Here is a 14,665-nt window from a genome sequence, read left to right as displayed (position 1 = left end):
TGCTCGCCACTGGCAATGATCGATTACGCACCTGTGCCGTTACAAACAGGTTCGGATAGAAGAGGGGCATGCCCGAGCGGGGATCAACAAGGACTCGGTACCTTTCACCACCTTCCATGATGAATCCTCGAGTTCGGTATCTAAGTTGCATCTCAGCACTCCGATCAATCGTTCGTAACAGTTCTCAAGGTGTAGCTTAGGCGAGGGTGGGGAAAAGAGCGCAGTACGAAATTGTCCAGTTTAAAAAAAGAAAAACCCCCGACGAATCGGGGGTTTGTAAGTCAAAACCGTACAAAGACGGTCTAAGGTGTGTCCTAGAACGGGATGTCGTCGTCGTCGAAGCCTTCGTTGACCGGCGGAGCCGAGCGCTGCGGGGGTGCATTCCCACCGCGGGGCTGGCCGTAGTCGTCGCCACCGCGCGAACCGCCGCCGTAGTTGCCGCCGCCGCGCTGCTGGCCACCGCCGGCTGCGCCACCACCGCCACCGCCACCGCCACCGTAGTTACCGCCACCACCGCCGCCGGCTGCACGTGCCTGCTGCGGACGGGCGCCGCCGCCCTGGCCGCCGCCGAAGTTACCGCCGCCACCCTCGCCGCCGGCGTTGCCGCCGAGCATCTGCATTTCGTTGCCGATGATGTCGGTCGAGTAACGCTCCACGCCATCCTTATCGGTGTATTTGTCGGTGCGCAGGGAGCCTTCGATGTAAACCTGACGACCCTTTTTCAGGTATTCGCCGGCAATCTCGGCCAGCTTGCCGAACAGCTTCACGCGGTGCCACTCGGTGCGCTCCTGCTTCTCGCCGGAGGCCTTGTCGGTCCAGGCTTCCGACGTGGCAATACGCAGGCTGGTGATTGCCGTGCCGCTGCCGGTGTACCGGGTCTCGGGATCCGCGCCGAGGTTGCCGACAATAATGACCTTGTTGATACCGCGTGCCATGGATTTCCCTCTTATACGTGTCTTCTTGCGCCAGCCCGGACCGGGCAGGCGTTCCCGCCATCATAGCCAGCCTGCGCGTTGCGCGGACCGGCGGCGTTGGACCGGGTAGTTTGGGCGATGCCCGCCCTCATCGCAAACCCTCCGGCGTGAGCCCGAGCCGCCCCGCGCCCGGGCGCCAGTCTCATTCCCATGTGATCTGGACGAGTGCCGTGCCGTGGGCATCCCCCGGCACCAGTGGGCCGACCCGGACGTAGCGGGCCTCGAAGCGGAGTTCCGGGGCGGCGCCGGCAAGATCGAATCGCACGGGCGTGGTCCCGTCAGGTAATACCGGCTGGCCCGGACCAGTGCGCATTTCGACAGCGACACCTCGGGCACCGCCCGCCGTGGCGAGGTAGCGAGGGTCCTCCGGGGAGGCAGTGGCACGAACTAAAACCGATGCATGTGCCGCACCGACGCAATCTGCCCCGATGAAGGCCGCTCCTTGCCACGGACTTCCCTCACCGAGCGACGACAGGTCTGACACGGACACCGTTCCCAGTTCGATACGGATGCGGTTCGTCACGAGCGCACAGGACGGGACGATCGCGCCGGTGACGTCGAACTGCAGCGTGTCGGCCGATGGTCCGGGCGGGATATATCGGGATTCGCCATGGGCGCGCCCGGACACCGGGGCGATGAAGAGACCAAGAAAAGCTCCGGTAGCCACGCCCGCACGCCATTTGTTCATTGGCACACCCCCTTCAGTCGCGTGAGGCCGTGCGCGACATCGCCATCCGCTTCCACACGAACGTCACAGCGTTCGTCCGCCCCTGCCCCCCAACGGACCGTTACCATCGCGCCCGGCACGACGTCCCTGATGAAGACATTCCCCGCCTGCCCGACCACCCCCACTGAGCGGTTCTGCCCGTCGAGGACGTCGGCGCCGAACACCGGGGGGGAGCCGTCGGCTCGACGCGTCACGAGTAACGCCGTGCGTCCCACCTCCGTATCGAAAGGCACCAGGACCACGGCGCCCGCTGTCGGGGCAACGCGGCGGCGTGCCGAGGCGAGGCTTACATCAAGCGACATGCCGGTCGGGTCGATCTCGACCGCGTTCCACCGAAAGGGCGCGAGGTACGGTATGACGCCGTAACCGCGCCGGTCCAGCCGGCCGGCGGCAACGGATGGCAATCGCGCGCCAGCGGCACCTGCCGCATGTACGAGCGCCATCGCCTCACCGAGGCGCTGCGCGTGGGTGATGCCGTGGCGGTGAATAACGAGCGCACCGGATGTCGAGAACGATTCCGCATGAACGCCGCCGGCCCGATCGATTGCGAGGTTCGATTCACCTGCGCTGGACAGGACCGAGGCGGATACCCCGAGCCGATGGTCACCCCGGGCCCCCTGTCCCAGGAACGCGCCATAACCGATGTTCCTCTCGACGCCCGTCGAGCCCACGACACCGAGTTGCACATGGCTGGCATCGTCGCGGCTGCCGTGACCGGACAACGTAAGCTGTGGTGCGGACGCTGCGATCCCTAGCGGCATCGAGACGCCGAGGTGCGCACTCACGTCATCGACGGCGTGGCGCAAGGACACGTCGAGCGTGGCCCGACGCCATGCGCGCGTCCAGCCGAGTCCAAGCGACGTCTCCGATCGGGCACGGTGCGAGTCGATGTGCCGCCTCACACGGTGCCCGCTGGCATTCACCGTGAGGACGCCCCGATCGAGCGATAGATCACGTTGCATCATGAGGTCTATCCGGTCTTCACGGCCCGCGCGCCTCGGCCCCTTCCCTGCCTGGCGTACGAAGCCCACCCAGGTGCTGGTTCCCTTGCTCCACCGCCGCCCGTGCCGCACGCGCCAGGTTTGCGAGTCGCGCGCCGTGCGGGAAGCCATGACGTCGACCGCGAAGGCACCAGCCAGGGTATCGACGGCGGCGCCTACCAACGCCGAACGCTCCTTACCCCGGAAGCGCCAACCGGCATACAGCGTGGTGTCGCGGGCAAATCCACGTCGCCATGTGCCTTGGATCACCGACGAATCCCCACCTCGTTTCACCACCGCACGCCCGGCGCTCAGCGCCACCGCCGCGTGATCCTGGCCAATCAGTTCGGGCATCGCGAAGTACGGAACCCGAAACGACGTGCGGCTACCGTCTTCCTCCTCAACGGCGACTTCCAGGTCACCGCCGCGTCCAAGGCCCTGGAGGTCGTCGACAACAAAGGGGCCAGGTGGGACCGAGATCTCTCGCAGGAGGATGCCGCCCTGGGTCACCCGGACCAGCGCGTGCGTCCGCGCAAGGCCTCGAACCGTCGGCTTATAGCCGGCATCCGCGTCGTCGTCCATGCGTGCGTCGCTTGCCACGGTCATCCCGCGCATGCGAACCGGCGAGAACAGGCCATCGGCCACGGTGAGTTCGCCGATACGCCAATGGGCGCGCCATGTCTGGATCGGTCGTTCAAGGTACACGTGTCGGCGCGCGTATCGCGATGCGCTCCACGATCCGGCAGCGCGCAGGCGCCATTCGCCCGCGTTGATGCCGGCTTCATGGGAAAGAAAGCGTGCTGTCCGTGCGCGCCGTCCCGCGGAGCTGCGATGCACGTTCAATCGCCAGCCGAGCTGACCCGACGCGACACCGGCATCACGTTGCGCCTGCGGGACGACACCGTAACGACGACGTACGAGCGCGGCCTGGGGCACTTCGATATCCAGCCGCTGTTCACTGACATCGAAGCGGGCGGTCGAAGCAGGCACGACATCCGCCAGCGGCCGGCATATCTCATCACCGGCGTCCGTCTTTGCGGCAAGCGTCACGCCAAAAGACGCGATGCTGGCCGACGAGAAACACGGCGCTGCATCGGACGTGGCCTCGCCGACGATGAAACGGACACTGCGACGCGCCTGCCACTCACCGTTCAACCAGATGTCGGCGTCGTAATGCCCGGGCATGACCGGGTTGCGTCGGGAATAACGGGAGAGGTCAATAGACATGGCATGGTCACCTGGAAGAAATGCGGGATTGAACTCGACGGTCTTGCCATCCTGCGATGGAACATTCGCGGTGCGGGCTGGGGGCGCAACGGCGATAAGTGCGATCGCGATCAGCCACGAGCACGTCCGTCCACCCTCCCGCTTCAATCATTCTCCGGCGCAGCGACAACGGTTTTTGCCGTCGCGGGAATGACGGCGCCGTAGTCGTTGATCGTCGCGAAGCTCACGACGGCGCCGTGTGGCACGGACGCACCTTTCGGCAGCGACCATGTGGTTTCGCTCTTTGCGGCGACCATGCCTCCGCCGAGGGACACCGCCTTTCCTGACGTATTGTCCACGCCAATCGCAACCTCATTGAACGACACGACGTAGGGCGAAGGGTTGCTGACCCGTAGCCTCGACAGGTCACCCTCACGCTCTATCGACCAGGCCAGCAGTGAGGGTGATGCGGCAGGCTCGACCAAAAGCCCCTTGGGCCGATGGAGAAGCTTCAGCCTGTGCCGGAAGGCGAACTGCAGCGTATTCGCAGCTTTTCCCGCCTCGGGGCTGGGCGGAATTTCAAGTACGTTGAGCCAGTACAGGGACTCCTTGCCTGAAGGCGGACGTTCGCCAACATGGATGATCCGAAGGGCATGCCCGCGAGCGGGATCGATGCGGAAGACCGGTGGCGTGATGGCAAAGGGCGCGTGCGCGCTCTCTGGCGTGGATCGATCGTCACCATCGTCGATCCACGCCTGCACCAAGGCCGGCTCATCTCCCTTGTTCTCTATACGCACGGACACGTCGCGACTCGCGCCAGGAAATACGATGCGCGTCGCGCCGATGACAACGCCTGCGCCCGCATCGTTGGACGCACAGGCGGCGCCGAGCACAAGACAGAGGATTGCCCTGGCACGATGCATCACTGATAGACGACCTGGAAACCGACACGCGAATTCGCCGCGCCTTTCTCGGCTTTTCCCGTGCTGTAGTAACGGGCGATCAGCGGGATGATCGCCTCGTTCCCGGCGATCGTCGCGCCCTGCGAATCCTCGGTATACATATTGATGGGTGTGCCATCCTGGTTTGCGATCTGGATCTGGACGTTCTTCGCAGCGTCCGTGCCCGCGTCGATATTCAGGCGTCCGGTTGCCCGGTCGAGTGCGGGGCTCGCGGGGTCGAAGCGGATCTTCGCCATGCCACCATCCACGCACTCCGCGTTGCCGCCGATATGGATCTGGAATCCCCGGTCGCCGGATGTCTGGCCCGCGGCGGCGAGATTGCCCGCACTGATATCTCCGAAGTCGACTGTCTTGGTGACGGCGCCGGAACCAGGCTGCTTGCCCTCCACCAGGCATGTGGTCGCCGTGATGCGACCCGTGATATCGATGGTGCCGTCGTTGGCGGCGAGGACCGGGGTAACAGGAATGGCGATGAGCGCGATGGCGAGGGACGACGTTGCAAGCACATTCATGGAGGTGACCTTTTCGTTGGGGGAAGGTCAGTGTCTGCGCACAGCCTTGCTCCAGCGATACGCGCTCGCTGAAACGCAGGCCGTCGGCAGGCTCGTCCGCAGGCCAGCTTTAGCCATGTCACAGGAAAGCGGTATCTGGCAGCCGGAGAGGTGAATACGTGGCGCAGGTCAGAGCCGGGGCATGAGGACCCTGGCGCCAGGGCCGCGGCTCATCCCGGGGTCGGGAACGGCATTCGGGGCGATTTCGTCGATCCACGGGCCGTGTACAACGAATCCACCCAACCAGCCCCTATACTGAGGGCCGATTTGTCGCACACGAACCTGGTCCATGGATTCCATCGCCGATCGCACCACCTCCCTCGACTTTGCTGGCGTTCGCGCCCTGGCAGCCGACGACATGAAGGAGGTCGACGCGCTGATCAGGCATCGACTGTCTTCCGACGTCGTCCTGATCAACGCCATCGCCGACCACATCATCGCCGGCGGCGGCAAGCGCCTGCGTCCGATGCTCCACGTGCTCGCGGCGCGGGCCGCCGGCTATGGCGGCCAGGAACACGCGAAGCTGGCCGCGATCATCGAGTTCATCCACACGTCCACCCTGCTCCACGACGACGTGGTCGATGAATCGGACATGCGTCGCGGCCGCAAGACCGCAAACGCGCTCTGGGGCAACGCAGCCAGCGTGCTGGTCGGCGATTTCCTCTATTCCCGCTCGTTCCAGTTGATGGTGGAGCTGGACGACATGCGCATCATGCGCATCCTCGCCGATACGACGAACACCATCGCCGAAGGCGAAGTATTGCAGTTGCTCAACATCGGCAACGCCGACGTTGACGAAGCCGCATACCTGGCCGTGATCGAGCGGAAAACGGCCGTACTGTTCGCTGCCGCCACGGAACTTGGCGGTGTGCTGGGCGGGCTTCCGGGGAACCAGGTCGCCGCGCTTCGCCGCTATGGCATGGAGCTGGGCTATGCCTTCCAGATTGCCGACGACCTGCTCGACTACGTGTCCGACGCCGAGACCCTCGGCAAAAACATCGGCGACGATCTCGCCGAGGGCAAGCCGACCCTCCCGCTGATTTATGCGATGCAGTCGGCCGACGCGGAACAGCTGAAGTCCCTGCGCCACGCCATCGAGCATGGCGGCCTCGACTCTCTGGACCGCATCGTGGCTGCCATTCGCGACTCAGGTGCGCTCGAGCGCACCCATGATCGTGCCGTCTCCCACGCCAACGCCGCACGAACGGCGCTGGCGGAGATCAGCGCATCGCCCTTCCGCGATGCGCTGGCCGCCCTGGCCGATTACTCGGTCGAGCGGCGCTTCTGAGCCACCCCGCGAATTATTTCTTCGCGAAAGCTTCCGTCAGCCATGCGCGCATGGCTGCGTAGGCGCGGTTAGCTACCCTGGCGTCATAACGGCAATTGCCGGTCGTCGTGGTGGCTTCCTTCTCGGTGAAGCAATGCACGGCGCCGCCGAAATCGGTAGACGCCCAATCGACTTTCGCATCGCGCATTTCCGCTTCGAACGCCGTACGCTGCTCCGGCGGAACGTTCGCGTCATCTGCGCCGTTCAGAGCCAGCACCTTGCCGTGGATGTTCGAAGCGAGCTTCGGATCGTCCGTGGCAAGCAAGCCATGGAAGCTGACGACAGCAGCAACATCGGCGCCGGCACGGGCGAGATCGAGCACGGCGGAGCCGCCAAAACAGAAACCGATGGCAGCGAGCCGTGCGGGATCGATCGGCGCGTTCTTCTCCTGCGCCTTCAACTCGGCGAAGGCGCGCGATACGCGCGAACGCATGATCTTGCGATCCGCGTAGAGGGGCTTCACCGCGGCGCCAGCTTCCGCTTCCGACGTCGGACGCGTGCCACCGCCGTACATGTCGGTCAGCAGGATGACGTAGTCCTTGCCCGCGATGTCCTTGGCTTTGGCGATCGCCATGTCGTTGATGCCGTACCAGTTCGGCACCATGACCAGACCGGGTCGCTTCGTGGTGACCGCGTCGTCGTAGACCAGGAAACTCTTGTAGGTCACGCCGGCGTCGGTCCACTGGACCGGCTTGGCGACCATCGCGGCCGATGCCGCGCCGATGTGACCGAGGACGAGCAAGGACAGTGCAAACAACGAACGGCGCATGAGCGTGACTCCCTGTTGGATGCGGGCAAGCATAGGGCCGGCCGCGGAACCTGGGTAGCCGGGGGCAGCTCCGTCAGAGACCAGCGGCGTGACGCGCCAGCCGGGTCTTCAGCGGACCGATGCAATTCAGCAGGCGAACGCCGATGCCACGCGCGGTGACCAGCGGCGAGGCCTGCCATGCATAGATACGAGCCAGCGCATCGAACGACCACGCATCCATGCCGTCGGCGCTGCGGCGGCGCCGCGCATAGCGCCGGAGTACATGCGTCGCGGCGAAATCGCGGCCTGCCTCGCGCGCTTCGACCAGGGTGTCGCGCAGTTCGGCAACATCACGCAACCCGAGGTTCACGCCCTGTCCCGCAAGCGGATGAACAGCGTGGGCGGCGTCGCCCAGAAGAACCAGTCGTCCCACCTCGTACCGCTCGGCGAGTTTCAGCCTGAGCGGGAACGCGGCACGCCGGCCGACCGTGCGGATGGGACCGAGCCGGAAGTCACTGGCCACGCCGAGCGCCTGCCGGAACGCCTCGTCATCCAGCGCCAGCACGCGCGCGGCTTCCGCGTCCGGCAGCGACCAGACGATCGAGCTGCGTCCGTCGGCAAGTGGCAGGAAGGCCAGCGGGCCGGAGGGCAGGAAACGCTGCCATGCCGTGCGCTGATGTGGGTGGGTCGTTTCGACGTGTGCCACCACGGCACGCTGTGCGTAATCGCGACCATGTGTACCGATGCCGACCATGGCCCGCAGCGGGGATTCCGCGCCATCCGCAGCCACCACCAGCCGTGCCGCAATCACCTGACCGTCAGCCAGGTCCAGTTGGGCCCGGTCTTCGCGCATGGTGTAGGCGATGACCTCGGCGGGGACGATACGACGCACGCCGGCGTCGTCCAGCGCATGCCAGAGCGTGGCCTGGACGAGGTTGTTCTCGACGATGTAGCCGAGGACGTCGCGCCCTTCGTCCGCTGCGTCGAACTGAATAGCCGCACCGCTTTCGGCATCCCACACATGCATCCGTTCATAGGCGGATGCTCGCGCTTCGCGGATGTGCGACCACACACCGAGTTGATCGAGCATCGTTACCGATGACGGTGCGAGCCCGACGACACGCAGGTCGAGGTCGTCGGCAGCGGCCCAGGCGGCGGGCTCGCGGGCGTCGATCAGGGCGACGGAGAAGCCGGAGCGCGCCAGGGCGAGCGCAGCGGCGGCCCCGACCATGCCTCCTCCGACCACGGCGACATCGAGCAGGCTGCCCCGGCGACGCGACGACGCCTCGTTCCGTACGGAATCGTTCATGGCGTTTTCTCCCGCACCGCCAACGGTGCGTGGGGGCGAAAACCCATGCCGCGCCGACTTAGTGCGTGGCGAAGGGGCGGCACGCGATCGAGGGCGAGCATGGCCAAAGACCGTAGCGGCCCGAGGAGGGGCTGATTCAGGCACGCCAGGCGGACCAGGCCGTGGCTCATCAGCATCGTCCCTTCGCGATCGGCGGCACGCCGCGCAGCGTATTCGGCCAGCAGTCCGGGGGCGCCCGGATCGGCGGCGGCAGCCACCAGTTCGGCCAGCGTCAGCGCATCGCGCAGCCCGAGGTTGAAGCCTTGCGCGCCGATCGGATGCACGGTTTGCGCGGCATTGCCGACCAGGACCGCGCGCTCCGAGACGAGGCTGTCAGCGGCGACGCGGCGAATCGGATAGGGCGCACGCTTGCCGGGGCGCGACAGGCGACCAAGGCGCCAGCCGAAGCGCTCCTGGGCAAATGCGGCGAAGGCCGCGTCGTCCATGGTGGCGACGGCGTCAGCTTCGGCGGTAGCGACGGTCAGGACGACGCCGACGCGCCGATCGGCCAATGGCAGTACGGCGATCGGCCCATCGTCGGTGAACCGCTCGAACGCTCGGCCGCGCGGATCCCGTTCGGGAACCATGGTGCTGACGAAGAGCGCCTGCTCGTAGTCGTGCTCGCGCGTGCCGATGCCGAGCTGGGTGCGGATGCCTGACTGCGTGCCGTCTGCGCCCACGAGCAGGGGCGTTGAGATCTGCCGGGTCTCTCCGTTGGCCGACACGGTCACGAGCCAGCCGGCCGGGTCCGGTTCGATGCGCTCGACCCGCGCCGGGGCAAGGCGCGTCAGCAGGCGGCAACGGTCCAGGCGGCGTAGCAGTGCGGCGCCGAGCTCACGTGCCGGCAGCGTCCAGCCCAGCGCGTCCACGCCCTCGGCCGCTGCATCCATGCGGACGCTGCCGAAATCGCCGGCGCGGCTCGTATGAATGTGCGTGATGGACGTGGCCTTGTCCTGCGCGAACTCCCACACGCCGATCGATGCCAGCCCGTTCACGGTCGCCCGGGCCAGGGCCAGGTTGCGCTCGTCGTAGCTGGGCTGGTCGTCCACCCGCGGCGCCGCGGCCTCGACGAGGATGGCCGGCAGCCCCGCATGATCGAGGGCGATGGCGAGGCTGGCGCCGACCAGGCCGCCGCCGACGATGAGGATGGGCTGGGTTGAGGTCATGGGCGAATGATAACCCGCACCGATAGAATGGCCCGATGGGAAATCGACTTTCGAAGATCTACACACGCACCGGCGACGATGGCACGACCGGCCTCGGCGACGGCAGCCGCACCGGCAAGGACTCCCTGCGGGTCACCGCCTACGGCACGGTGGACGAGCTCAACAGCGCCATCGGCATGACCATGGCGGCGGACGGGGTGGACGACGATATCCGCGACGCCCTGGCGCAGATCCAGCACGAGCTGTTCGACCTCGGCGGCGAGCTGTGCATCCCCGGCATGGCCATGGTCCAGGCCCGGGACATCGATCGCCTCGAGAATGTGCTCGACGCCTTCAATGCCGACCTGCCGGCCCTGAAGAACTTCATCCTGCCCGGTGGCGGGATGGCGGCAGCGTCCTGCCACCTCGCCCGCACCATATGCCGACGCGCGGAACGCGACGTCGTCGCACTGGGGAGGGTCGAGGAGGTACGCCCCGAGGCACAGCGTTACCTGAACCGCCTTTCCGACCTGCTCTTCGTTCTGGCGCGCGTTCTCGCCCGCCGCAGCGGGCACGGCGAAGTGCTGTGGCAGCATGAACGCCGCCCGCGCGGCTGAGTCGGCGGTGTAAGCTCGATGGGCAGGCGCGTCGATCGACGACGCGCTCTCTAGGGGTCCAGAGCTATGGGTGACTTGCCATCGTGCGGTGTGGCTGGCGATTCTGCTAAGTTGGCCGCCTTTCGAGCGAATAAGACCGAGCCTGTGACGCCACGCAACAGCATCCTGCCTAAACGCCGCCTGCTGGCGACAGCCGTCGCCTTCATCGTTTCGAGTGCCGCCCAGGCCGCCCAGGCACCGTCCACGGTGGCGCCCTCGGGGACGACCACCCAGGCCGCGCCTGTCGCCACCTGCGCGCTGGGCTCGTTCTTCTGCCCGCCCCGGCCGGTGAACTACAACATGTGTCGTCCCAACGCCATGTTGGGTTTCTACGAGCCCCAGATCACCAAGGACACGTCGCTGCGCGAGACCGCCGTCACCGACGTGCACTCGGGCCTCGACGACGGCACTAGCGGCGTCAAGGTCGAAAGCCCGGAGCCGGACGTCTACCACCTGACTGGCGGTGTCCGCCTCGAGCGCGCCGACCAGGTCATGCGCGCCGACGACGTGACGTACAACTCGGACTCCACGGCCTACGACGCGAAGGGCAACGTGCGGTACCAGGAAGCGGGCATGCTCGTATCCGCCGACCGCATGACGGGCACGACCACGCCCAACCAGGCCGATGCCGACCACGTCACTTACCAGCTACTGCAGTCGCGCGGCAACGGTATCGCCGACCACGCCAAGGTCATCGACCCGCAGCACGGCCGCTTCAACCTGGCCACGTACACCACCTGCGACATCGGCAATCCCGTGTGGGAATTCCGCGCGAAGACCATGAACCTGAACAAGGATACCGGTGTCGGCGAGGCGCGTAGCGCCACCATCCGTTACCACAATGTGCCGTTCCTCTACGTGCCTTTCTTCAGCTTTCCGCTGGACGACCGTCGAAAGAGCGGCTTTCTCTACCCGACGTTCGGCACCAACAGCTACTCGGGCGCGTACTTCACGATTCCGTACTACTTCAACCTCGCGCCGAACTACGATGCGACGGTGGAACCGGGTATCTATACCGACCGCGGCGTGATGCTGGGCGGCGAGTTCCGTTACCTGCTGCCGCGATCGAACGGCAGTATCGACCTGCACTACATGGCCCACGACAAGGGCAAAGACCAGGACGTCAGCAATACGAGCGACCGCGACGGCTCCAAGCAGCGCTGGCTGTTGCAGATCGCCAACTCGACCAGTCTCGGCGACGGCTTCAACTTCGGCGCCAACATAAACCGCGCCTCGGACAACCAGTATTTCCGGGATTTCGGTAACGATATCTACACCACCGGCGTGACCCTGCTTTCGTCCAGCGCGTACATCACCAAGGGGGGCAAGTACTGGAGTGCTGCCCTCGGCGCGGACGATTACCAGAACGTCGATGCCGGCCTCCCGAACTACGTGGCGCCGTACCGCCGCTGGCCGCGCGGCACCTTTAACTTCAATGCGCCGGTGCTCAGCTGGCTCGACGGCGGCATCGATACCGAGATCGTGAACTTCCGCAAGGAAAGTCCCGCACCGGTCTCGCCCGGCTTTCCGGGCCAGGTCGACGGTACACGTCTGGATCTTGCCCCGTTCCTCGCCGCCGACTTCCAGGGCGCGTCATGGTTCGTCCGTCCTCGTGTTGAATACCGCTATACGGATTACCGCCTCGACACCGACTACCAACACTACAACTACACCCAGCGCGACCCGTCCCGATCCCTGCCCATCGCAAATCTGGACGCCGGCCTGATTTTCGACAAGCAGACGCACCTGTTCGGAACCGACTACACGCAGACGCTCGAGCCGCGCCTGTATTACCTGTACGTGCCGTACCGCAACCAGAACAACCTTCCGCTGTTCGACACCAGCGAAATGTCATTCGACTTCTGGCAGCTGTTCAGCAACAACCGGTTCTCGGGCGCCGACCGCCAGATGGACGCGAACAACCTGACCGCCGCCCTGACGACCCGCCTTCTCGATGACCACGGCGTGGAACGGTTCTCGGCCAGCATCGGCCAGATCCGTTACTTCAGCGACCAGAAGGTGCAGTCGCCGGGCGTGGCCCCAACCAACTTCGCCGGCTCCGACTACATCGCCCAGATGAGCATGCAGTTCAACGACAACTGGCGGTTGAACAGCTCGTATCAGTGGAACCCGAACACGAAGCCGAGCCCCTACCTGAACACGGACGCCCAGCCATTCGAACAGGGACATGACACGGACCTGGCCACGGTCCAGCTGCAGCGCCGCATCAAGGGCGACGGCATCATCAACTTCTCGTACCGCTATCGGCGGAACGTGATGGAACAATTCGACACATCCGTGGTCTTTCCTGTGTCCGAGCGCTGGCGCGCACTGGCGCGCTGGGTCTTTGCCCGCCGCGACGTGCTGCCCGTCTACGCGCCCGGCGGCATCGGGCCCTTCAATACCTTCACGTATTCGCATCGCACGCTGGATGCTGCCGTGGGTTTCGAGTACGACAGCTGCTGCGTCGCCTTCCGCGTACTCGGCCGCCACTTCGTACGCGACTACACCCGGGAGACCGCGAACGCGATCATGTTCGAGATGGAATTCAAGGGCCTGGGCTCGGTCAACCCGGAGACAGGCAGCTATCTGCGGCGTGCTATCCTTGGCTATCAATAAGAGGGGCAAGTGCCCCAGGCTCCCTATTCGATGAAGCAGATTCTTGCGTACTCCCTGCTGGCCGCCGCCGTCGCGTCGGTCGTCGTCCCTACCGCCCATGCCCAGCTGATGCCTTCGGCCCAGCCCGCACAGGGCGGAAGCGCTTCCGGTACCAACGGTAACGGGCCGCTCGACCGCATCGTGGCGGTCGTCAACGACGACATCATCCTGCAGAGTGAACTGGACGAGGCGACCACCGCCATCGTCAAGCAGTACGCTGCGAATCCCGCGCAACTGCCGCCGCACGACGTGCTCGCGCGGCAGGTGCTGGACCGCCTCATCCTGATGAAGATCCAGGTGCAGCAGGCGGGCGAGCAGAACATCAAGGTCTCCGACCAGGATATCGACCAGGCGGCCAACAATGTCGCCCAGCAGAACAAGATGAGCCCCGAGCAGCTCCGCGCCGCGGTCGAGCAGGACGGTTACAGTTACGCAGCTTTCCGCCAGCAGCTGTCCGACCAGATCACCGCGCAGAAGCTGCACGAAAGCGTCGTTCGCGACCAGGTCAACGTGACCGATACCGAGGTCAACAACATGCTCGCCAGCCCGACCTACAAGGGCGGCGAAGTACACCTGGCGCATATTCAGATCAGCACCCCGGCCAATGGCAGCGCCAGCGATATCGCCGCCGCGCAGACGAAGGCGGAAGAGACCCTGAAGGCGATCAAGGGCGGCATGGACTTCAACGCCGCCGCCATTCGCTATTCCGACGCCCCTGACGCCCTCGACGGCGGCGACCTTGGCTGGCGCCGGCTCGACGAAGTGCCGCCGGCCTTCGCCGACGCGGTCACTGGCCTGAAGCCGGGCGACAACACCGCCGCGCTGCGCGGCCCGACCGGCTTTCATATCCTGAAGCTGGTCGAGACCCGCCAGGCCGGCCGCCAGATCGTCACCGAATATCACGCCCGTCAGATCCTGATCAAACCGTCGGAAATCGTCACGCCGGAGCAGGCCGAGAAGAAGGCGCAGGACATCTACACCCGCGTCGTCGACAAGAAGGAAGACTTCGCCAAGATCGCGAAGGAAGATTCCAAGGACAACACCACCGCGAACAACGGCGGTGACATGGGCTGGTTCGCCGCCGACGCCTGGGGCCAGGCCATCGCCACCCAGATCGCCGCCCTGAAGGATAACGAGGTCTCGCACCCCATCCAGACCGACGCCGGCTGGATCGTCCTTCAGCGCCTGGGTACGCGTCAGAGCGATCTGACCGACCAGTTGCAGCGTGACCAGGCTCGCCAGGCCATCGGTAACCGCAAGGCCGATGCCGCTTATGAAAGCTACCTGCGCGAACAGCGCTCTTCGGCCTACGTGAACATCCTCGTGCCTGAGCTCAAGGATCCGGACGACAAGCAGGCTTCGGCCGCGCCCGCCGCCCAGTAA

Annotated in this window: 12 protein-coding genes; 4 read left to right on the top strand and 8 right to left on the bottom strand. The window is 65.5% G+C overall.

From position 1 onward, the window contains the following. Nucleotides 1-314: 314 nt before the first annotated feature. The 5 genes from ssb to ACVWWJ_RS04280 form a co-directional block, all read right to left on the bottom strand. Nucleotides 315-935, bottom strand: a complete 621-nt coding sequence (gene ssb, locus ACVWWJ_RS04300; RefSeq protein ID WP_456966897.1) for a single-stranded DNA-binding protein — start codon at nucleotides 933-935, stop codon at nucleotides 315-317. Between the two features lie 181 nt (nucleotides 936-1,116). Further along, nucleotides 1,117-1,662, bottom strand: coding sequence for a fimbrial protein (locus ACVWWJ_RS04295; RefSeq protein ID WP_456966896.1), 546 nt, complete (start codon nucleotides 1,660-1,662; stop codon nucleotides 1,117-1,119). Next, nucleotides 1,659-4,055, bottom strand: coding sequence for a fimbria/pilus outer membrane usher protein (locus tag ACVWWJ_RS04290; protein ID WP_456966895.1), 2,397 nt, complete (start codon nucleotides 4,053-4,055; stop codon nucleotides 1,659-1,661). The genes ACVWWJ_RS04295 and ACVWWJ_RS04290 overlap by 4 nt, the downstream gene beginning before the upstream one ends. After that, the gene (locus ACVWWJ_RS04285) at nucleotides 4,052-4,810 is read right to left on the bottom strand and encodes a fimbrial biogenesis chaperone (RefSeq protein ID WP_456966894.1); all 759 of its coding nucleotides are present in this window, start codon (nucleotides 4,808-4,810) and stop codon (nucleotides 4,052-4,054) included. Before ACVWWJ_RS04285 ends, ACVWWJ_RS04290 begins: the two co-directional genes overlap by 4 nt. Continuing rightward, complete coding sequence (locus tag ACVWWJ_RS04280; protein WP_456966893.1) at nucleotides 4,810-5,361, bottom strand: fimbrial protein; 552 nt, start codon at nucleotides 5,359-5,361, stop codon at nucleotides 4,810-4,812. Before ACVWWJ_RS04280 ends, ACVWWJ_RS04285 begins: the two co-directional genes overlap by 1 nt. Nucleotides 5,362-5,689: 328 nt before the next feature. Between ACVWWJ_RS04280 and ACVWWJ_RS04275 the strand changes: the two genes are divergently transcribed. Then, nucleotides 5,690-6,688, top strand: coding sequence for a polyprenyl synthetase family protein (locus tag ACVWWJ_RS04275; RefSeq protein ID WP_456966892.1), 999 nt, complete (start codon nucleotides 5,690-5,692; stop codon nucleotides 6,686-6,688). A 13-nt stretch (nucleotides 6,689-6,701) separates the two neighbouring features. Here ACVWWJ_RS04275 and ACVWWJ_RS04270 read toward each other — a convergent pair whose 3' ends face one another. From ACVWWJ_RS04270 to ubiH, 3 genes are all read right to left on the bottom strand, one after another. Beyond that, the gene (locus tag ACVWWJ_RS04270) at nucleotides 6,702-7,496 is read right to left on the bottom strand and encodes a dienelactone hydrolase family protein (RefSeq protein WP_456966891.1); all 795 of its coding nucleotides are present in this window, start codon (nucleotides 7,494-7,496) and stop codon (nucleotides 6,702-6,704) included. Between the two features lie 73 nt (nucleotides 7,497-7,569). Then, nucleotides 7,570-8,784, bottom strand: a complete 1,215-nt coding sequence (locus ACVWWJ_RS04265; RefSeq protein WP_456966890.1) for a UbiH/UbiF/VisC/COQ6 family ubiquinone biosynthesis hydroxylase — start codon at nucleotides 8,782-8,784, stop codon at nucleotides 7,570-7,572. Further along, nucleotides 8,781-9,989 (bottom strand): 2-octaprenyl-6-methoxyphenyl hydroxylase, encoded by a 1,209-nt coding sequence (ubiH, locus tag ACVWWJ_RS04260; RefSeq protein ID WP_456966889.1) that lies wholly within the window; start codon nucleotides 9,987-9,989, stop codon nucleotides 8,781-8,783. The genes ACVWWJ_RS04265 and ubiH overlap by 4 nt, the downstream gene beginning before the upstream one ends. A 35-nt stretch (nucleotides 9,990-10,024) precedes the next feature. On the opposite strand from ubiH, the gene ACVWWJ_RS04255 reads away from it, so the two are divergent. The 3 genes from ACVWWJ_RS04255 (at nucleotide 10,025) to ACVWWJ_RS04245 (ending at nucleotide 14,665) form a co-directional block, all read left to right on the top strand. Continuing rightward, nucleotides 10,025-10,585 carry a cob(I)yrinic acid a,c-diamide adenosyltransferase gene (locus ACVWWJ_RS04255; RefSeq protein WP_456966888.1) on the top strand — a complete coding sequence of 187 codons (561 nt, stop codon included), beginning with the start codon at nucleotides 10,025-10,027 and terminating at the stop codon, nucleotides 10,583-10,585. A gap of 144 nt (nucleotides 10,586-10,729) precedes the next feature. Further along, on the top strand, nucleotides 10,730-13,243 hold the full coding sequence (locus ACVWWJ_RS04250) for an LPS-assembly protein LptD (protein ID WP_456966886.1): 2,514 nt from the start codon (nucleotides 10,730-10,732) through the stop codon (nucleotides 13,241-13,243). A 30-nt stretch (nucleotides 13,244-13,273) separates the two neighbouring features. Beyond that, the gene (locus ACVWWJ_RS04245; protein WP_456966885.1) at nucleotides 13,274-14,665 is read left to right on the top strand and encodes a peptidylprolyl isomerase; all 1,392 of its coding nucleotides are present in this window, start codon (nucleotides 13,274-13,276) and stop codon (nucleotides 14,663-14,665) included.

Source organism: Luteibacter sp. HA06 (genome assembly GCF_054061215.1).
Note: the sequence above shows the minus strand (reverse complement) of the source record. Positions and strands in the feature narration are given on the sequence as shown.

What these genes read in the sequence shown, in the direction of transcription:
- ssb (WP_456966897.1), bottom strand. Translation starts at nt 935, where the DNA reads ATGGCACGCGGTATCAACAAGGTCATTATTGTCGGCAACCTCGGCGCG.
- ACVWWJ_RS04295 (WP_456966896.1), bottom strand. Translation starts at nt 1,662, where the DNA reads ATGAACAAATGGCGTGCGGGCGTGGCTACCGGAGCTTTTCTTGGTCTC.
- ACVWWJ_RS04285 (WP_456966894.1), bottom strand. Translation starts at nt 4,810, where the DNA reads ATGCATCGTGCCAGGGCAATCCTCTGTCTTGTGCTCGGCGCCGCCTGT.
- ACVWWJ_RS04280 (WP_456966893.1), bottom strand. Translation starts at nt 5,361, where the DNA reads ATGAATGTGCTTGCAACGTCGTCCCTCGCCATCGCGCTCATCGCCATT.
- ACVWWJ_RS04275 (WP_456966892.1), top strand. Translation starts at nt 5,690, where the DNA reads ATGGATTCCATCGCCGATCGCACCACCTCCCTCGACTTTGCTGGCGTT.
- ACVWWJ_RS04270 (WP_456966891.1), bottom strand. Translation starts at nt 7,496, where the DNA reads ATGCGCCGTTCGTTGTTTGCACTGTCCTTGCTCGTCCTCGGTCACATC.
- ACVWWJ_RS04265 (WP_456966890.1), bottom strand. Translation starts at nt 8,784, where the DNA reads ATGAACGATTCCGTACGGAACGAGGCGTCGTCGCGTCGCCGGGGCAGC.
- ubiH (WP_456966889.1), bottom strand. Translation starts at nt 9,989, where the DNA reads ATGACCTCAACCCAGCCCATCCTCATCGTCGGCGGCGGCCTGGTCGGC.
- ACVWWJ_RS04255 (WP_456966888.1), top strand. Translation starts at nt 10,025, where the DNA reads ATGGGAAATCGACTTTCGAAGATCTACACACGCACCGGCGACGATGGC.
- ACVWWJ_RS04245 (WP_456966885.1), top strand. Translation starts at nt 13,274, where the DNA reads ATGAAGCAGATTCTTGCGTACTCCCTGCTGGCCGCCGCCGTCGCGTCG.